Genomic DNA, 18,720 nt, shown 5'->3' with positions numbered 1-18,720 from the left:
ACGGCGACGGCGAAGACGGGGTCTGGCACGGCGATCTCGCGCGTGAGCTGGCGTCGCGCGGTCTGGAGTATCGGGTCCGCTGGGCGTCGGACATCCCGGTGATCGACGGACCGGTGCAGGTGGAGCAAGTGGCGGAGGTCGAGGAAGCCGCTGAGGTCGCGCCCGAGGCCCCGGTTGCTCAGGGCTTCGTGGAGCCGGAAGCGGTGGTTCCAGCCGAGGTTCCCGAACCCGCGGCACCTGCAGCAGCCCCCGCCCCCAAGCCTGTTCAGCGCGCAGCGCGGACGAGAGTTGCGCCGCAGCGCATCGAACCCGCCCCGAAAGCTCAGTCCGGTGGACTGCGCGGTCTGGGCAAGGTCATCGGCGGGCGGAAACGAAAGGTCACGATCGTCGACGATCTCGACGAAGTCGACCTCTTCGGTGCCTGATCGCTTCTAATCTGGACAGATGTCTCTGTTGCCGACAGTCAGTCGAAGGACCGGAACTCGATACGGCAGGCCGAGTATCGAATCGCAGGTCCTCTACAACGCGTGTCGATGGATGCTTCGGCCCGTGGTCGGGATCGCGCCGCTGACGCCTGGCGCCATGCGCCGCGCCGCAGTGCTGGACTCGGCCGCGGGTGTACGCATTCCGTCCGGGATCGATCGGGAAGCGATTCGCTTTCCAGGTTTCGACGGTGAACTCGTGCGGACGGCAGGCTCGACGGCTGATCTGCGCGACGGTGTTGTTCTCTACCTGCACGGCGGCGGGTTCATGTGCTGCGGGCTCAACACGCATCGGCCGGTCGTTGCAAGCATCGCCAAGCGAACCGGCCTTCCGGTCCTGCACATCGCATATCGACAGTTGCCGAGCACAAGCATCAGCGGGTCCGTCGACGACTGTCTCGATGCATACCGGTGGCTCCTCGAACAGGGAGCCTTGCCGGAAAAGGTTGTCTTCGTTGGCGATTCGGCCGGAGGCTTCCTGGTTTTCGCGACGGCACTTGCAGCTGTTTCCGCGGGGCTCGAGGTTCCGGCCGGTCTTGTCGGGCTCTCACCTCTCCTCGATCTCGATTGCACCACCAAATCAGTCCACGCCAACGCTCGACGCGACGTGATCGCCCCGGTGTCGGCATTGATGGCGATCGGAAAGCTTGGCGGACAGACGAACTCACCCGTCGACGGCGATCTGGCCGCTCTGCCGCCGTCGTTGCTGATCGCCGCCGAATCCGAGGTGCTCAGAGTCGATTCGGAGGTGATGGCGCAACGGCTCGCCGCCGCGGGGGTGCCGTGCTCGCTGCAGATCTGGAACGGCCAGGTTCACGCGTTTCCCGCCGTCTGGCCTGGCCTGCCGGAGAGCCGGGCAGCGCTACGTGACGTTGCCAGGTTCATTCGCGCCAGGCTGGATGCGGTCCCGCCCCAGGTCGCGGGCGAAAGTTGTTCGGGAAGTTGAACTTCCGGTCCGGTTAGGGATTCTCGTGTCCTGACGTTGTGGTAGGTGCCATCGCGCGGGCATAGATCGATTCGAGCTCGGTTACTGCTGAACGTCGATCGACGTTGTCGGGATCGAGGCGATGTTGGAGGTTGATCCCGAGAGTGCCGGCCAGAAGGGTGACGGCAACCAACTCCGGATTGGTGACCGGGGTGTCGATCGAACGCAGGTAGTCCGCGTACAGCGTTCGCATTGCGACGTACTGCTCTGCGTAGGTCTCGCGGATGGTGGACCCGGGAATCACGGCTTCGATCAAGATGGTCGAGAAAATTCGTGCCTCGGGGTATGACATCAGTACGAAGTTGGCTTCGATCAATGCTTCGATTCCAGTCGCCGAGGATGATGCCAACTCTGCGCGTAGCTTTTCCATGCCCCACCGGAATGCGTCCTCGACGACGGCTCGTAGAAGCCCGTCCTTCGATCCGAAGTGCCAGGCCACGGACCCTCTGCTGATACCGGATCTTTCTGCCACGGCTTGTACGGACATCGCGGTCGACCCGCCTTCGGCAGCCAGTTCGGCCGCGGCTTTCACCAGTCGCCGTCTGGTTTCCTCGGAAATCTCCTGCTTGCGTGTCGACGCCATTCGGTGTTCCTGCCTTCTTTCGTTCTCGAGTGCAGCCAATTCCGGCACGCGGTGACGTCGACGCGCCCGTCGGGGCCGAGACCTGCGCACCGCACTCATGCTACGAGGCCGGCCATCGGCCGGCCGTATTCCTCTCGCGACACCCTCTTGCCTATGTTGATCGTCCAGTTCTATGCTGAGCGTCCAATAACTTAACGGAATGGGCGGACATGGAACTCATCGATCTGACTAGAACTCTCGATCCGGCCGATCGGGAATTGCTCCCCGAGGGTTTGAAGGCACTGGCTTCCGTCGTTGCCCCCTCGGTGACCTACTCGCACCCCGCAGGTGCCGGACGCGACGAGTTCGCGGCAGCACTGCAGTGCGGAGTTCATGATCTTCCGGACGGTGAGGGGTGGGGATCGGAGATGTTGAGTGAGTTCAACAGCCATCTGGGCACACACGTCGACGCGCCGTTGCACTACGGATCAACCTCGGAGGGTAAGCCTTCTCGCACGATCACAGACATCGCGTTGGATGAATTGTTCTGCGAGACAGTGGTGCTCGACCTGCGCGGCCGGTGCGAGGCGAATCAGCCGATCGCGGTGGACGCGCTGAAAGCTGCCCTGGCGGAAAACGGTGCGTCCGTTCCCCAGGGTGGTGCCGTGTTGCTCCGTACCGGACAAGAGAGCTTCACCTTGGCTGATCCAGGGTTCTTTCAGTATCCAGGGATGAGTCGCGAAGGCACGCTGTTTCTCGCCGAGCAAGGCGCGAAGGTGCTGGGCACCGACGCTGCCGGCTGGGACTTGAGCTTTGCAGTCATGGCGCAGAAATTTCGTGACACCGGGGACAACTCGGTTCTCTGGGACGGGCACCGGGCCGGACGCGAACGTGAAGTATTCATCGTTCAGCAACTGGCGAACCTCGCCGCGCTTCCGCCCTCGGGATTTCACGTGGCGTTTTTCCCGATCAAGCTTGCGCGAGCCAGCGCTGCCCCGGCTCGTGTGGTCGCGTTCGTCTGAGCAAAATTCCTGCCTCACCTAACGAACAATTCAGTGAAAGGTATTGACTCACAGTGAAACTTGCGACCGTCGAATACGAAAAGACTCAGCAGACGGCTCTGGTGACGGGCAGCGGCGAGCAACTGTTGTTACTCGAGCGAGCTCATCATGATGTGACGGGAAAACCGGCTCCAGAACTGGAAACCATGCAAACCATCATCGAAGGTGGTCCGGCGGCACGGGAGACCCTGGATCGGCTCGCAGACGAGCCGCCGGCAAGTGCAATCGTCGACGCAGGTGATGTGCGCTGGATGTCGCCGCTTCCTCAGCCGGTCCAGATCCGAGACTTCGGCTGCTTCATGGATCACTTCCGCAACGCTCGCGCCCGAATTCAAGGGGTCGCACTCGAGGACGTCGAACTGCCGAAGATCCAGTTGGAGCGCCCGCTGTATTACATAGCGAACCGATTGGCGGTGACCGGACACAAATCTGACGTCGTGTGGCCCGAGTACTCGAGCCTGCGCGATTACGAACTCGAATTCGCCTGTGTGCTGGGGCGCGGTGGAACCGACATCTCACGCGCGGATGCCCCTGCGCATATCTTCGGTTACACCATCTTCAACGATTTCAGCGCCCGCGATACTCAGCTCGAGGAGATCTCCACCGGACTCGGTCTCAGTAAGAGCAAGGACTTTTCGAACGCGAATGTCCTCGGGCCCTGGATCGTGACGGCCGACGAAGTCGGTGACCCCTACCAACTCGAGATGACCGCGAGAATCAACGGAGACGAGGTGAGCCGAGGAACCAGCGCCGACATGGACCATCGTTTCGAGGACGTGATTTCGTTCGCTTCGACTTCCACGCGGCTGTACCCGGGTGAAGTCTTCTGTTCCGGCACCGTGCCGAGTGGATGCGGCTTGGAGCACGGGCGGTTCCTGGAACCGGGAGACGTAGTCGAACTCGAGGTCACCGGCCTCGGTGTATTGAGGAATCGAGTGGTGGCGTGAGCGGCGAAGTCATGGTTCTCGGTGTCGGCGCGACTCTCTTCGGGCGGCACGCGGATACCGCGGCCTCGGAATTGGCGGGGCGTGCGGCGATCGATGCCGTCGAAGACGCGGGCCTGACCCGCGGTGACGTCGGTGCGGTCTTCTACGCGACAGTCAGCCAGAAGGCGATCGACCGGCAGCACATGATCCCAGGCCAGATTGCCTTGAGGCCATACGGTTTCGGGGGAGTCCCGGTCGTCAATGTCGAAAATGCCTGCGCCGGCGGCGCGACTGCACTCTGGCTGGCGATCGCCCACGTTCGCGCCGGTCTGTCCGAGGTCGCGTTGGCGGTCGGGGTGGACAAGCTGGTGTGCTCGGATCCGGCTCGAAGTCTGGAGGTGTTCGACGGTGCACTCGACGTTGCGCATCGCGACGAGACGCTCGCGGGCCTTGCTTCGCTGTCCGCTCCGCTGCCGGATGCACTCGGATCGCAGGGTGAGCGGTCGGTGTTCATGGAGATCTACGCTTCTCTTGCCCGGGCGCACATGGAGAGATTCGGAACCACCGAGTTCGAGCTCGCGTCCGTAGCAGCCAAAAATCATGCGCATTCCGTGCACAATCCGCGGTCGCACTTTCGCAAACTCTTCAGCGTCGAAGAGGTGCTTGCCGCAAGGCGAGTCGCGTGGCCTCTGACAGTTCCGATGTGCTCGCCCGTCAGTGACGGTGCAGCGGCGGTCATTGTGACCAGTGCGGACTTTGCTCGAAGGCACGATTCCTCTCGGCGGGCGGCGCAGGTACTCGGTTGCAGCTTGGTGTCAGGCACGGATCGGACCGCAGATGACGTGGAGAGTCACATCGGTCGCCGTGCAGCAATGAGCGCATACGAGGAAGCCGGAGTCGGGCCAGGCGATGTGGATGTGGCAGAGGTCCACGACGCCACGGCCTTCGGTGAAGTGCAGCAGGTCGAGAATCTGGGGTTCTGCCCGATCGGTGAGGGCGGCGCGTGGTCGGCGTCCGGTGCGAGTTCGTTGGGAGGCGTGCGTCCGGTCAATCCGTCAGGTGGGCTCGAGTCCCGTGGTCATCCGGTCTCGGCAACGGGACTGGCGCAGGTCTTCGAACTTGTCACGCAGTTGCGTGGACAAGCAGGGCGGCGACAAGTTCCGGGTGCTCGAATCGCGGTCGCAGAGAACGGCGGAGGTCTCTACGGCATCGAGGAAGCCGTCGCCGCGGTCACGATCTTGGGAGGGCCACGATGAACGCGGACATCATGAACGATGAACCGATGGCGCCAGGCTTGCAGGTGCAAGCGGGATATGCGGATCTGATTCTGTCGGCGCTGCGACGCCGACCAGACCACATCGCGTTTCGATTCACGGATCGGAACGGTGATCGGGCCGAGCTGACATATTGGCAGACTGCGGAACAGATCGAGCGGATTGCAGGTGTCCTCAGTAGCTTCGCTCTGCCGGACGGAGCCGGGGTCGCCCTGCTTGCGGGGCCGTGTCCTGAAGCATTCACGGTCATGGCCGCGGCGTGTCTGGCGGGCGTGCGCTACACGGCACTCCATCCGCTCGCGACCGAAGAGAACGACAGGATGGTGCTGAAAGACAGTGGTACCGATCTCCTGTTGGTTGCCGACGGACAGTTCCAGGTACGCGCCGAAGCGGCACAGACTCGAGTGATGTCACTGTCAGCCCTCGAATCAGCGTGTGAATTGGGTACGGCGGGAATAGGTTCAGGCTTAGGCGGTCAGGGTCGAGCTTTGTATCTCTTCTACACCGGTGGAACCACCGGTGAGCCGAAAGGCGTCATGCTCAGGGACCGATCCTTGGTCGCCAATGCCTGGGCCTGCACCACGTGGGAGTGGCCGGCTGAAACCACCATGCTGCTCACTACGCCGATGTCTCATGCTGCCGGTCTGCTCGTCGCACCCGGTCTGCTGCGAGGTGCAAGCTTCGAGTTGCACAGGTCGTTCGACCCGGACAGAGTTGTCGACGCCATCGAAAATGGCGGAGTCACAGCTACATTCGTGGTTCCCACGATGCTCTATGCCTTACTCGACCATCCACGCCTGTCGGATGCGAATCTGTCTGGGCTGAACTGGATGCTTTACGGTGCTGCACCCATCGACCCCACCAGGCTCGAGCAGGCAGGGGCGGTGTTCGGGCCGATCCTGAGCCAGCATTACGGTCAGGCCGAAGCCCCGAATGCGTTGACGGTACTCGATACACGTGAGCACACGGACGATCCCGCAGTTTTGGGGAGTTGTGGGCGCGCGATGCCAGGTGTCGAAGTGGTGTTGCTTGACGAGCAGGGAAACGAGACGGCGACGGGCGTACCCGGCGAGCTTTGTGTGCGAGGTCCGCTCGTGATGGACGGCTATTGGAACAAACCTGAACAAACCGCTGCAGCGCTCGCGAATGGGTGGTTGCACACCGGCGACGTTGCTCGAATCGACGAAAGTGGGCTCATCTCGATCGTCGACCGCATCAAAGACACGATCATCAGTGGTGGATTCAACGTCTACCCGCGCGAAGTCGAGGACTCACTCGGACATCATCCCGCGGTGGCAGCATGTGCGGTATTCGGTGTCCCCGATTCTCAATGGGGAGAAGCTGTTACCGCCGCAGTCGTACTGAAGACGGGATGGTCGGTCACACCCGATCAACTCATCGCGCACGTGAGATCGCACAAGGGTCCGATCTGGGCGCCCAAGGAGATTTCGATTCTGGAAGCGCTGCCGCTCACTGCTTTGGGGAAGATCGACAAGAAGGCACTCCGTGGCGCGTCACCGACCTAGTGACGCGACAACTGCCCGTGCGAGGGCGTCGGCAGATCCAGGGGCGAATGGCAGAAAGAGTTCTGGCTCGATCAATTCCACTTCCATGAGCAGTGGTTGATCCACCGGGCCCACGACGTCCACACGTGCATAAAGCAATTCGCCGGGGCCGCATGGGGTCGCGGCCAGTGCTGCGTCGGCCACCGCGAGTTCGGCGGCGGACGGTTGGTGGAGGTGGTTGGTTCCGCCGTGAAATTCCTGCACGCGGAAGTCGTGGGCGGCCGGGATCTTCTGGACAGCGTGCGAGTAGCGTCCGCCGATGTGGATGATCGAGCGCTCACCGTCGACGACGTCCGAGACGAATGGCTGGACCAACGCGTCGTTACCGCCGTCGAGGATCGAGCTGAGGTGAGCGTGGGCCTGCGCGGACCCCGAGGCAAACTTTCCCACTCCGACAGCGCCGGCGGACACTGCCGGCTTGACGATGACGTCGGCACCCTCGAACGAAGGGAGGGTGAGTGTTTCGCTCTGTCCGGCAGCGATCACAGCGGTGGGGACGATAGGTACGCCGGCCGCGGCAAGTTCGGTGAGGTATCCCTTGTATGCGTTCCACTTCACGATCGAGAGTGGATTGGCGATCGGAGCGGTCAGCTGATCGAGAACGGCGAGAAATTCGTCGAGGCGCTGGGTGTAGTCCCAGGTCGACCGGATCAGAACCAGGTCGGCGTCGATATCGAGGAGGGACGGGCTCGACCACGGCGCCATCGTCGACGCGATGCCGTAGGAGGTGAGAGCTTCCATGACGAGTTTGCTTTCGACATCCGCCTCGCGGGCGGCGCCGTCACAGGTGAGCAGGAGAACCGTGGTCATGCCACGATGCTTTCACGGCTGGCGCCCTGTACGACTAGCGAGGTGGCCCCTCGTCGAGGACCAGCGAACCGGTCCCGGGTTGCCCGGTTGCGTCCACCCACGTCACCGCGACGGTGTCGCCGGGGCGGCGCGAGCTCATCGCCGCGTTGAGATCAGCGGACGACGCGATCCGGCTGCCACCGAACTCGGTGATGACCGCACCTTTGGTCAGCCCCACCCGCTCGGCCGGCGAATCGAAGCTCACGGCAACAACTTCGGCGCCGGCCGGCATGTCCGCGTGATCCTTCACCGCGACACCGAGTACGGGTGTCGGTCCCACACGCACGGTCTCGGAGGAGCGGCCACCGAGTACCTGCTCGACGATCGGTAGTGCGGTGTCGATCGGTATCGCGTAGGACTGAGGCGCCGGTGAGGTTTCGGTGCGGTCGGTGACGGCGTTGCCCGCGCTGCTGACGCCGATCAGCTCGCCAACGGCGTTGACCAGGGGGCCACCGGAATCGCCAGGCCGGATGTCCGCGTCGACCTCGATGAGGCCCTTCAACTGGTTTCGCGATCCGTCGGACACGTTGCGGGTGTTGACGGTGACACCGAGGTTGGTGATGACGCCGGGAGCAGGGACGGGTACTCCGCCGCCTTCCGCATTTCCGATTGCGGTGACGGAGTCCCCGCGAGCGGCTTCTGCTGATTTGCCGACCACAGCCACCGGCAGATCGTCAGCGCCCGCGAGTCGAAGGACGGCAAGATCGCTGACGCTGTCGTACCCGAGGATCTCGGCGTCGTAGATCAGCCCGTTGGACATGCTGACGGCAGTGACGTCCGAAGCTCCGCTGATGACGTGGTGATTCGTGAGCACCACTCCGTCAGGGGAGAGCACGATCCCGGTCCCAGCAGTGGTGGTGAATCCGGCCGGCGCCGTGATGGTGACGATGGTGGGGACCACCCGGGCCGAGAGCTCCTCCGGGGTGAGCGGAACAACCGGCGCGGGTGGGGTGGTCGTGATGACGGTGACCGGTGCGGACTCGATCGTTCCCGGGGTCAGGGGCGGTGCGACCAGCGCGAGACCAACGAGGCCGGCTGCGAGAACGACGGCCGTCCACAGGCCGCGTCTGCTCGCACGTTTGGTCATCCAGCCGTCCGTCCCGCCGGTGTCATGCCATCGAGTCGTGAAAGGTGAAGATTACCCAACCGGCAAAGATCAAGACATGCGATGGCGCAACAGCATGTAGACGCCGCGACGCATGAACGAAGTGGCGAGTGCGCGTGCGTCGCCGATTCGGACGTCCATTGCGGAGACGAGAGTCGGATCCGATTCCCGGAGATCTTTGTGGAATGCCGCTGCCTGGCGTGCCTGATCCTTGGCCAGACGCACACTCCACTGTCCGGCGTTGACGCGGAAGGACGCGAGGGGTTTGGCGATCGCATAGACGTCCCCTTGGAGTGCGACGGCGGTGTACGTGGCTTCGTCGATGACGTACGGGTTGGTGTCGTCCCACCATCCGATGGCCTTCAAGGCGGATCGCTTCATGAGTACACATCCGGGCTCGCCGAAGATGTTCGCTCCCGCCGTTACCGTCTTTCGGGCCGCGTCGCGCCCGGTGACCAGTCCCTTCAGCCCTGCAAGTCCGCGCGCGGAGAGGATGGTCTTTCCGTTTGCATCGACCAGTTTGCGTTGCGAGGCCACGAGTACCACCGAGGGGTGCTCGTCGAAAGCCGCGACCTGTTCCGCCAGGCACTCGGGGTAGATGGTGTCGTCACCGCACACCAGTTTCAGGAGCTCTCCGTTCGCAGCTTCGCTGACCCGGTCCCAGTTTCGCTTCGCTCCGCCGCCGGCCTCGGTCGACAGGATCTCGATCCGGGGATCGTCGGCGTATCGCGCCAGGACCTTGACGGTGTCGTCGGTCGACGAATGATCCGAGATGATCAGTTCGAAGTCCTGGTAGCTCTGATTCAGGATCGAGTCGATCGTCTCGGCAATGTAGTCGGCATTGTTGTAAGCCGGGACGACGACGGAAACACGCGGAGTCATGAGTTGCCTGTTCTCTTGTTTCGACTGAACGAGAAATCGCGGTAACCGAAGAAGCTTGCTGTTGCGGTTACCGCAGTGATGACGAGTTGTGACGGGATGGGAGGAAAGTGCAGGACCGAGACCGCGACGGTCATCAGCGCGAGGTTGATCACGAAGGCGCCGAAATTGACGACGACGAATCGCCAGAAGTCACGGAGGAAGTGGCCGCGAACTTCGAAGACCAGGTAGCGGTACATCGCAAAAGCGCACAGCAGGTTGCAGACGTACCCGGCAACGATCGCGAAGTGGTAGCCGAATTGATCGCCGAGCGCGATCTGCCAGGCAATGAACCAGGCGGTTCCGAGCGCCGTGTTGACGCCACCGACGAGCAGAAAGGCAAGGGCCTGATTCTTGACGACGCGCATCAACGGACCCGGCCTGCCGGTCATTCCGGCGGGGGGTGTTGCAGTCGAATCCGGTGAAGCCATCAGCCTTCGCCGAACGTGGGCAGCAGCCCTGCCGACACGGCATCTTGAAGCGACGGTGCCGCTGTGTCCTTCGCGGAGAGCGTGATGTTCAGGGGCTCACCGCTGCGACCCACGGTGGGCCAGTCGATCGCTATGTCGGGATCGAGGGGGTGAACTTCGTGCTCACGCTCGGGGGCGTATCCCGTCGAGCACAGGTAAACCACTGTCGAGTTGTCCTCGAGGGACAGGAAGGCATGCCCAAGCCCTTCGGACAGAAAGATCGCTCTGCGGTCGACGTCGTCGAGAAGGACCGAATCCCACTGGCCGAAGGTCGGCGATCCCACGCGGAGGTCGACGGCGATGTCGAGTATCGCGCCTTTGACACACGTAACGTACTTGGCCTGTCCGGGAGGGACGTCGGCAAAATGGATGCCTCGTAGGACGCCGGCAGCCGAGACCGAGCAATTGGCCTGCTGAAGGTCGAGGGTGCGGCCGGTGATCTCGGAGAATCCGGGTTCACGGAACCATTCGAGGAAGACTCCACGGTCGTCGCCGAACTGTTTGGGTGTGAATTCCCAGGCCCCTGGCACTTTCAGTTCGCGATACTGGCTCATCACGTGAGTATCTGCCATGTCACCAGTCCTTGCCGCGGTCGAGAAGTTCGAGAAGGTATTTTCCGTATCCGGATTTGAGGAGCTTCTCAGCACGAATGCGTAGCTCGTCGTCGGTGATGAATCCGTGCCGCCACGCAACTTCTTCGGGCGCGCCGATCTTGAGTCCCTGACGCTCCTCGATCGTGCGCACGTAGTTCGATGCGTCGAGAAGCGAATCGAAAGTTCCGGTGTCGAGCCACGCGGTGCCGCGAGGAAGTACTTCGACCTGGAGGCGGCCAGCTTCGAGGTACGCACGGTTGACGTCGGTGATCTCGTATTCGCCGCGTGCCGATGGTTCGAGGTCCTTGGCGATGGCGACAACGTCGTTGTCGTAGAAATAGAGGCCAGGCACCGAATAGTTGGAGCGCGGGTTCGCCGGCTTCTCCTCGAGCGAGACGGCTTTGCCTTCGCGGTCGAACTCGATGACTCCGTAAGCCGTGGGGTCCGAAACCCAGTACGCGAATACGGCGCCACCGTCGATGTTCTCGAAACGCGTGAGCTTACTGCCCAGACCTGGGCCGTAGAAGATGTTGTCGCCGAGGACCAGGGCCGCGGATTCCGAACCGATGTGGCCGGCTCCGAGTACGAAGGCTTGTGCGAGACCATTCGGCTCGTGCTGGATCTGGTAGGTCAGGTCGACGCCGAACTGCGAGCCGTCGCCGAGCAACCGCTGGAACTGCGGTGCGTCGTCTTCTGTGGTGATGATCATGATGTCGCGAATCCCGGCCAGCATCAGGGTGCTGAGTGGGTAATAGATCATCGGTTTGTCGTAGACGGGGACCAGCTGTTTGCTCACGCCGAGCGTGATGGGGTGCAACCTCGACCCCGTGCCGCCCGCCAGAATGATTCCGCGCATGCCTCGAAGTGTTCCAGTGTTCGCTGGAGAAACAAATCTCGGGCGCACGGTATCGTGCGTGGCCGGTAGATAGATCGGTTCGATTCGGTGATCGTGGAGGCGCAAACGTGAGAGTTCTCGTGACTGGCGGTGCAGGCTTCATCGGCGCCAATTTCGTGCATCAGACGGTGGCAGAGCGCCCCGACTCCGAGGTCACGGTGCTCGATGCGCTGACCTACGCGGGCAACAAGTCTTCGCTCGATTCGATAGCCGACCGCATCACGTTTGTTCACGGCGACATCACCGACGCAGTTCTCGTCGACCAACTGGTGGGCGCTGCCGACGTGGTCGTTCATTTTGCTGCCGAGTCGCACAACGACAATTCGCTCGCTGATCCGTGGCCGTTCGTGCAGACCAACATCGTGGGAACCTTCACGCTCCTGCAGGCTGTGCGCAAGCACGACGTCAGGTATCACCACATTTCCACCGACGAGGTGTACGGAGACCTCGAACTGGGCGATCCGGACCGTTTCACGGAGTCGACCGCGTACAACCCGTCGAGCCCCTACTCGTCGACGAAGGCATCGAGCGACATGTTGGTGCGCGCGTGGACCCGTTCGTTCGGCGTCCGGGCCACCCTGTCGAACTGCTCGAACAATTACGGCCCTTATCAACATGTCGAGAAGTTCATCCCACGGCAGATCACCAATGTTCTCGCCGGATTGCGTCCCAAGTTGTACGGCGACGGTTTGAACGTCCGTGACTGGATTCATGTCGACGACCACAACAGCGCGGTCTGGGCGATCATCGACGGTGGCCGGATCGGTCAGACCTACTTGATCGGCGCTGATGGTGAGATGAACAACCGAACTGTCATGGAGTCGATTCTGCAGATATTGGGCCGTGGCGCCGACGAGTTCGATTTTGTCACCGACCGCCCGGGGCACGACGTGAGGTACGCGATCGACTCGAGTCTGCTCCGGAAAGAACTTGGCTGGTCCCCGCGCTACGAGGACTTCCGCAGTGGTCTGGAAGCGACGATCGACTGGTACCGCGACAACGAACAGTGGTGGCGTCCGCAGAAGGACGCGACCGAGCAGGCATACGTGGCAGCCGGCGAGAAGACCACTTCCTAGCGTGCAGCCAGATTGCGGCGGATGGAGTCGAGGGTCGACGCTATCCCGGCAGGCAACGGGCGATGTGTGCGCTGGTCCAGATCGGTCCACACGATCGATCGCAGCCGTAGGTCTCGGGCTTGCGCCGAAGCGAGTGGAGAACTGGCGAGCACAACGTTGGGGCGTTTTCTGAAGACGGTGTGGCACGCGCCGAGGATCGCCCCGATGGTGACGCTGCGTCCGGACGCGTAGATCTTGGTGACCGTCGGTTCCTGCGACGCTTCCGCTCGGGTGAAGCTGTCGACCACCATTTCGGCCGCGTCGGAGACGTAGACGTAGTCCCGAAGCGTGTCCATGGGAACGTAGATCGAAATGGGCATCGACAGCAGATAGCCTCGGCAGAGGTGCGAAATCAGGCCTTGGGGTTTCGCCAGATTCTGACCCGGGCCGTAGAGATTTGCGAATCTTCCTATGACAGTGCGGGTTCCGCTTCTGGAGCCGAATTCGCGAACAATGGATTCGGCATCGAGCTTTGCTCGCCCGTAGTCGGCCAGTGGATTGGTCGCGCTTGTTTCGGTGTGCGGTGCTCCGGGAGCTCCGGCGTAGACGCCGCCGGCAGACGAAGCGTGGAAGACGGTCCCGACGCCTGCGTCCGCCGTCCCCAGCTCGTCGAGAACGTCCTTCATGAGTTGGTTCTCGCGAGCGAATTCGTCACTGCTCGTACCGTTCACACCTGCACCGGCGCACCACGCCATTCGCCACGGGCCGCCGGCGGCGTCAGTAACCAGTTTCCTGGCATCGGCGAACAGGATTTCTCTGGCCAGAGCGGGTTCCCCCCACGGGACGCGGCTGGTGCGGATGTCGGCCCCACGGCGCTCGAGTTCGCGGGCCACGGAGCTGCCGAGGAGGCCGCCGCTGCCGACTACCCACGTGGGGACATTCATCGTTACGCGGGTGGCTCGGTGGCGTTCCGGCGCCCCAACGGGCCTGACGCGGGGTCGCTGACGATGAGGTACGGCGGCTTTCCCATTGCCGTCTTGACTGCGACACCGATGTATTCGGCGATCACACCCAACGAGAAGAGCACTGCCCCGAAACCGAACAGCATCACGATCATCGTCGACGCCCATCCTCGTACCTCGACGCCGGCGTCGAAGAACACGTACGACGCCAACACGTAGAGGACGATGACGAGACCGCCGACAGCGAACAGGAAGCCGATCAAGCTGACCATTCGCAGGCCCTTGGTGCCGCTGGAGAGAACCATTCGCCAGAAATGCGACAGCAAGCTTCTGAGGTGATATCCGGATGCGCGTCCGCGTTCCTCACGCAGTTGAACCGGGCTGGTGGTGACCTCTCCCGCGATCCAGCCCAGAGCCACGTCGAGGTACGCCTCGGATCCGGCGTATGCGGCGACCGACCGTCCGACCTCTCCGAGGACCAGTCGGAAACTCTGATACTTCACGGAGTTCTCGGACGAGAGAATTTTGGTGGTCAGCCATTTCGACGACTTCGACGCCGCGTTGCGTAGCGCACCGTGGGGTGCCGCGTTCACGGGCTGCGCGTAGACGAGGGTGGCCTGTTGATCCAGTGCAGTGTCGAGGAGTCCACCGATGTCGGCAGGGTCGTGCTGGCCGTCTTCATCCATGGTGACAACCCATTCGCCACCACTCGACGCCATTCCCGCCAGTGTTGCCGGATGTTGGCCGAAGTTGCGCGAGAGCCAAATGGGTCGGATGAAGTCATGTTGTCTCGCGAGTTCACGGATGACCGCAGCTGATCCGTCCGGACCGTGGTCGAAGACGAGAAGGACTTCTTCGACGACCAACGGCCGCCCGCCGGGAGTGGTCTGGGTTTTCGTCAGGGGAAGTATCTCGTCGATGAGTGCATTGAGAGTGTGTTCGCCCTGGTAAACCGGCACGACGACGGAAATTCGGTGCGGTTGCACCGACTCGGGTGTGCCATCGGTCTTCACAGGCGGGGAGTGTATACGTCGCCGGGGGTCGGCTTCTCGGCGTGGGGGCGTACATGTCGGCGAATCGTGAAGTTATGATCCGGATCACTCGACGAAAGTGAGTCTCCAGTGGCCGAGTTCGAAGATCACACCAACGATCGACGCGAGAACAATCGCGAGAACACAGGCCTTCCGGGGAGAGCCGATACGGGTAGCGGTGATACCACCGACACCGAGTACACGGCTCGGTTGCGTGAGCTTCAAGGCGCCAAATGGAAGCGCATTCTGAACGTGCAAGCGCCCGATCAATGGAATATCCGACGTTTCCTCGGCGGCCGGAAGGTGCTCGACGTCGGCTGCGGGATCGGCCGAAATCTGCGAAATCTTCCCCCTGGCAGTGTCGGGGTGGACCACAATGAACATTCGGTGGAGTTCTGTCGATCGGTCGGGTTCGAGGCGTACTCTTCGGCGGAATTTCACTCCGAAAGCGATCAGAGAACCTTCGACGGAATGCTGATGGCGCATCTCCTCGAGCACCTGCCGGCGGGAGAAGCTTCCGGCATCGTCGCCGAGTACCTTCCATTCCTGGAACCGGGTGCGACCGTCATGCTGATCTGCCCTCAGGAACGTGGCTTCGCCAGCGATCCCACGCATACCGTCTTCCTCGACGGCGTCGACCTCGAAAAGATCTGTGCGGACAACGGTCTTGTAGTCAGGCGCTCGCTGTCGTTCCCGTTTCCGCGGTGGATGGGAAAGCCGTTCATCTACAACGAGTCTGTGGTGATCGCGGAGGTCCCGTCCCGGCTCTGACGCCTGTCGCGGTAGTAGATCACGGAGAGGCCGGCAAGGATAACGAGTCCGAAGCCCATACCGACATAGCCGATCCTTTGTCCTGGGGAACGGAAGTTGATCACCAGTTCGGCGTTGTCGGTGCCAGGCGGCAGATCGACGTAGAGGTACGTTCCGCCGAGGCCCTTGGTCGGGATGGGTTCGCCGTCGAGGGTCGCGGTGTAGCCCGGCCATGCCAACCGTGCGAAGACCACGCTGCCACCGCCCGGTGAGCTGACTCGTACACGCTCGTTCTTGACGCTCATGTACTCGGACTGTGCGTCGGCATTGACAGTTGCCGACACACGGCCCGGTTGACCGGAGATCGGGCCGGCGTCGCGTTCGAGGACGTAGATCTGGTCCTGGGCGACCTCGGGCACTTCTGCCCAGTGCCACCCGGGTGGGGCGGGTTCGTTGTCAGCGCCCGGGTACTGCTTGCGCTGAAGGACGACGCGGTCGAGCAGCATCAGGTCTGCGCTGGTTCGACCGGTGTATTCATCCGGCCTGAACACGTTTCTGTAGGCGTCGTCGCACGTCGACCCGTCGAATCCCATACACAGCAGCGAAGCGAAGTCGGCGTGGCCGACAGGGGTGTACGCGTTGACGTAGTCGAGATCGAGCACCTTGGCGTAGTTTCCGTACACCTGCGAAGTCCACGGGAGTTCGGTTGTTTCGGCGTCGATTCGGATCAGCGCGCGATTGCCGAGCTGAAGGGTCGCGCCCGGGAAATCCGGAAAGTTCGCCTTGGCTTCGGATTGGCTGGTCGGCAGGTACCACTTGTTCAGCGCCTGGGGATACGCGATCACTTGATACAGAGTCACCGGAGCGATGGTGAGAATCAGTAGACCTGCGATCGCCGGGGCGCCGTATCTACGACCGAGGTAGATGGCGAGTGCTCCGACGGCAATGATCACGACAGCCCAGGTGAGATGCCGGATGAAGTACTGCGGACCCGAAGAACTGGCGCGAATCATCAAGACGAACACGATCAACGATGCAGCGATGACGCGTGATCGCAGTTTGTCCAAAGTCCCGAATCGGCTCAGCAGCACACCGAGTAGTACCAGGGAGAACACCGCGACGAAGGGAAGTAGTCGTGCCGGCCACCGAATCTGGCCGATGTCGCTGGGGCCCGCGGTGAACAGCAGAATGAAGGCCAACAGCAGCAGCGGGGTCACCAACTCTCGCAGCGAACCCTGTGCTTTCCGCCAGCCGATGAATGCCAGTGCCGGTATCGCGAACCAGGCGATGTAGGTGATCGGTGCGTAGGTGGTTTCGCCCGTCCAGGACTCGATACTCGAGACGGACGACGGAATACTCGCCGTCAGTGTTTCCGACCACGGTGCCGTCAGGAAATTGTCGTTGAACGTACCTTCTTCGCCGGTGCGCCATGTGACGGCCGAGGAGAGCAGACCGGGAAGAAAGGTGATCGCGCCGCAGGCTGCGGCCGAGACGCCGACCAGTCCGAGCTTCACTGTTGTCCGCCACTGCGGACTGCGGACGTATTCGCCCACCATCAGTGCCCCGACGGTCACTCCGGCCATCAATGCCGCATGGACGTATCCGACGCTGATCGCGAGATAGAGGAAGACGAAGACGGGTATCGGCCCCGACCGGCCGCGGGCATAGCGAATTCCGCTGGCCCACGCCTGCACCACCCAGGCCATTCCGATCACCGACGTAACCCACGACGGGTACTCGAAGTACAGAGTGAACCCGGCAAAGGGCACTGCGCTTCCGGCGACGGCCGCCCAGTAGGGGCGCGCGCCGTATTCGAGGCAGACTCGATAGACGCCCCATCCGAGGATGATCGCGAATGCCAACTTCACCAGCGTGGCCAGCAAAGCGAGATTGTCGACGGACGGTGCGATGTAGTTGATGAAGATCTGGACCGGGTTCCACAGCCCACCCTGACCCTCGACCGGATAGTTTCCTGCCATCCACTGATCCAGAACCAGCGAGGGGAATTGTCCCTCTCGCATCAGATGGCCCAGCTGAACCCAGTTGCCGACCGCACCGGATTCGGTGTCGTCGACATAGAAGTAGCGAGGGTCCACCGTGACGATCGCGAAGAATGCGAGGCACACGACTGCTGGGATCACAGCGCCCCAGCTCCAGCGTTCCCGACGGGTGGGAGCGGGTAGTTCGAGTGTCAAGGGATCTCCAGGTCGCACGGGTGGATGCACCAGAGACAGTAGCCGAGGCTGTGTTTTCGAGTTTCGGGGGTAATTCCACCTCGGATACCCTGCGAGTGACAGGTACAGCTTTTTCAAGATTCACGTAGGAGTCATATGCCCGAGCAGGTAAAGGTGGGGGTGCCGGAGAACGGGCAGGTCATGGCTCGCCGTTTGGTGGTCCAGCGCGGCGTGTTCGTCGGAATGTCGCCGATAGTCAACGACGACCTGTACGTCGAGTTCCGGAAGGGCTCCGGTGAGCGGACCCGGCACCGAGTCGCTCTGGACAAGGGCACACGTATCAGCACCAACACCTATTTCGGGCGTTTCGCTGCCAGCTACTGGCAGCGGTGGACGACTGTCACTGAGGTCGAGGCTTCGCTGCGGATCGAGAGCGAGGGTCGGTTCCGCGTCCGGATGGTTGCTTCGGATATCGCCGGGCATCGCCGTATTCTCGAGACCCGCGACGGATTGGGGTCCTCGCAGGTCGCGTTGACTTCACCGTTGGACAAGTTCGTCGACGGCGGCGCCCTCTGGCTCGAGGTGGATTCTCTCGACGCTCCGATGACGATCGACCACTTGGAATGGACCGTGGCGGCTCCGGAGACGGTGCGCCCGGTCTCGGTGGCGATCTGCACCTTCAATCGGGCCGACGATTGTGCCGAGACAGTTGCTGCACTCGCTTCCGATGCCACCGTGCGTGACCTCGTCAGCTCCGTGTACGTCGTCGACCAGGGCAACGACCTGGTGAAAGATCGGGCGCGCTTCGTCGAGGCGGCAGACAAGCTCGGTGAGAAGCTGAAATATCTGCAGCAGCCGAATCTCGGCGGAGCGGGCGGTTTTTCACGTGGGCTTTTCGAGGCTACATCCGAGGGGGCAGATCTCGCCGACGTCATCCTGATGGACGACGATATTCTCTGTGAACCAGAAACAGTGTTGCGCCTCAACGCTTTTGCGAATATGACGGTGAAACCGACATTGGTGGGTGCGCAGATGATGTATCTGCTCAATCCCGATTTCCTCA

General features: G+C 62.2%; 18 protein-coding genes and 1 pseudogene. 9 read left to right on the top strand and 10 right to left on the bottom strand.

Annotated elements, in window-relative coordinates; all coding sequences use genetic code 11:
- A pseudogene (locus A2J01_RS26255) lies at nt 1-425 on the top strand (PIN domain-containing protein); the annotation flags it as partial.
- Between the two features lie 19 nt (nt 426-444).
- A complete protein-coding gene (locus A2J01_RS26250; protein WP_030535811.1) occupies nt 445-1,428 on the top strand; it encodes an alpha/beta hydrolase in 984 nt (327 codons plus the stop codon).
- Nucleotides 1,429-1,441: 13 nt separating this feature from the next.
- On the opposite strand, the gene A2J01_RS26245 is transcribed toward A2J01_RS26250, so the two are convergent.
- The gene (locus tag A2J01_RS26245; RefSeq protein ID WP_158170230.1) at nt 1,442-2,050 is read right to left on the bottom strand and encodes a TetR/AcrR family transcriptional regulator; all 609 of its coding nucleotides are present in this window, start codon (nt 2,048-2,050) and stop codon (nt 1,442-1,444) included.
- A 209-nt stretch (nt 2,051-2,259) separates the two neighbouring features.
- Between A2J01_RS26245 and A2J01_RS26240 the strand changes: the two genes are divergently transcribed.
- The 4 genes from A2J01_RS26240 to A2J01_RS26225 are packed head-to-tail and all read left to right on the top strand — an operon-like array spanning nt 2,260 to nt 6,816.
- Nucleotides 2,260-3,051 (top strand): cyclase family protein, encoded by a 792-nt coding sequence (locus A2J01_RS26240; protein ID WP_064113906.1) that lies wholly within the window; start codon nt 2,260-2,262, stop codon nt 3,049-3,051.
- A gap of 53 nt (nt 3,052-3,104) precedes the next feature.
- Complete coding sequence (locus A2J01_RS26235; RefSeq protein WP_030535808.1) at nt 3,105-4,037, top strand: fumarylacetoacetate hydrolase family protein; 933 nt, start codon at nt 3,105-3,107, stop codon at nt 4,035-4,037.
- Nucleotides 4,034-5,272, top strand: coding sequence for a thiolase family protein (locus A2J01_RS26230; protein ID WP_030535807.1), 1,239 nt, complete (start codon nt 4,034-4,036; stop codon nt 5,270-5,272). Before A2J01_RS26235 ends, A2J01_RS26230 begins: the two co-directional genes overlap by 4 nt.
- Nucleotides 5,269-6,816 carry an AMP-binding protein gene (locus tag A2J01_RS26225; protein WP_058038043.1) on the top strand — a complete coding sequence of 516 codons (1,548 nt, stop codon included), beginning with the start codon at nt 5,269-5,271 and terminating at the stop codon, nt 6,814-6,816. Before A2J01_RS26230 ends, A2J01_RS26225 begins: the two co-directional genes overlap by 4 nt.
- Here A2J01_RS26225 and A2J01_RS26220 read toward each other — a convergent pair.
- The 6 genes from A2J01_RS26220 to rfbA all read right to left on the bottom strand — a co-directional run bounded on the left by A2J01_RS26220 (nt 6,805) and on the right by rfbA (nt 11,646).
- Nucleotides 6,805-7,665: an ATP-grasp domain-containing protein gene (locus A2J01_RS26220; RefSeq protein ID WP_064113905.1), complete on the bottom strand. Its 861-nt coding sequence runs from the start codon at nt 7,663-7,665 to the stop codon at nt 6,805-6,807. The two genes, A2J01_RS26225 and A2J01_RS26220, sit on opposite strands and share 12 nt — an antisense overlap.
- Before the next feature lie 34 nt (nt 7,666-7,699).
- Nucleotides 7,700-8,791 carry a S1C family serine protease gene (locus tag A2J01_RS26215; protein ID WP_064113904.1) on the bottom strand — a complete coding sequence of 364 codons (1,092 nt, stop codon included), beginning with the start codon at nt 8,789-8,791 and terminating at the stop codon, nt 7,700-7,702.
- A 69-nt stretch (nt 8,792-8,860) separates the two neighbouring features.
- A complete protein-coding gene (locus tag A2J01_RS26210) occupies nt 8,861-9,691 on the bottom strand; it encodes a glycosyltransferase family 2 protein (protein ID WP_050655616.1) in 831 nt (276 codons plus the stop codon).
- On the bottom strand, nt 9,688-10,158 hold the full coding sequence (locus tag A2J01_RS26205) for a GtrA family protein (RefSeq protein ID WP_020905791.1): 471 nt from the start codon (nt 10,156-10,158) through the stop codon (nt 9,688-9,690). The genes A2J01_RS26210 and A2J01_RS26205 overlap by 4 nt, the downstream gene beginning before the upstream one ends.
- Nucleotides 10,158-10,769 (bottom strand): dTDP-4-dehydrorhamnose 3,5-epimerase family protein, encoded by a 612-nt coding sequence (locus A2J01_RS26200; RefSeq protein ID WP_223257871.1) that lies wholly within the window; start codon nt 10,767-10,769, stop codon nt 10,158-10,160. Before A2J01_RS26200 ends, A2J01_RS26205 begins: the two co-directional genes overlap by 1 nt.
- A 1-nt stretch (nt 10,770) precedes the next feature.
- Nucleotides 10,771-11,646 (bottom strand): glucose-1-phosphate thymidylyltransferase RfbA, encoded by an 876-nt coding sequence (gene rfbA / locus A2J01_RS26195; protein ID WP_020905793.1) that lies wholly within the window; start codon nt 11,644-11,646, stop codon nt 10,771-10,773.
- A 107-nt stretch (nt 11,647-11,753) separates the two neighbouring features.
- Here rfbA and rfbB point away from each other — a divergent pair, with 107 nt between their 5' ends.
- Nucleotides 11,754-12,761, top strand: coding sequence for a dTDP-glucose 4,6-dehydratase (gene rfbB, locus A2J01_RS26190; protein WP_054188651.1), 1,008 nt, complete (start codon nt 11,754-11,756; stop codon nt 12,759-12,761).
- Here the strand turns inward: rfbB and A2J01_RS26185 are convergent.
- Nucleotides 12,758-13,684 (bottom strand): NAD-dependent epimerase/dehydratase family protein, encoded by a 927-nt coding sequence (locus A2J01_RS26185; RefSeq protein WP_020905795.1) that lies wholly within the window; start codon nt 13,682-13,684, stop codon nt 12,758-12,760. The genes rfbB and A2J01_RS26185 overlap by 4 nt on opposite strands.
- 2 nt (nt 13,685-13,686) lie before the next feature.
- Nucleotides 13,687-14,715: a glycosyltransferase gene (locus A2J01_RS26180; RefSeq protein WP_223257872.1), complete on the bottom strand. Its 1,029-nt coding sequence runs from the start codon at nt 14,713-14,715 to the stop codon at nt 13,687-13,689.
- Nucleotides 14,716-14,823: 108 nt separating this feature from the next.
- Between A2J01_RS26180 and A2J01_RS26175 the strand changes: the two genes are divergently transcribed.
- On the top strand, nt 14,824-15,504 hold the full coding sequence (locus tag A2J01_RS26175; protein ID WP_082900965.1) for a class I SAM-dependent methyltransferase: 681 nt from the start codon (nt 14,824-14,826) through the stop codon (nt 15,502-15,504).
- Here A2J01_RS26175 and A2J01_RS26170 read toward each other — a convergent pair.
- Nucleotides 15,459-17,678: a hypothetical protein gene (locus A2J01_RS26170; RefSeq protein WP_064113908.1), complete on the bottom strand. Its 2,220-nt coding sequence runs from the start codon at nt 17,676-17,678 to the stop codon at nt 15,459-15,461. The genes A2J01_RS26175 and A2J01_RS26170 overlap by 46 nt on opposite strands.
- A 135-nt stretch (nt 17,679-17,813) precedes the next feature.
- On the opposite strand from A2J01_RS26170, the gene A2J01_RS26165 reads away from it, so the two are divergent.
- A partial coding sequence (locus tag A2J01_RS26165; RefSeq protein ID WP_156519414.1) for a glycosyltransferase occupies nt 17,814-18,720 on the top strand: 907 nt, incomplete at its 3' end.

The organism is Rhodococcus sp. EPR-134, from assembly GCF_001647205.1.
Taxonomy (GTDB): Bacteria; Actinomycetota; Actinomycetes; order Mycobacteriales; family Mycobacteriaceae; genus Rhodococcus_F; species Rhodococcus_F qingshengii.
This window is presented reverse-complemented; position numbering and strand designations above follow the sequence as displayed.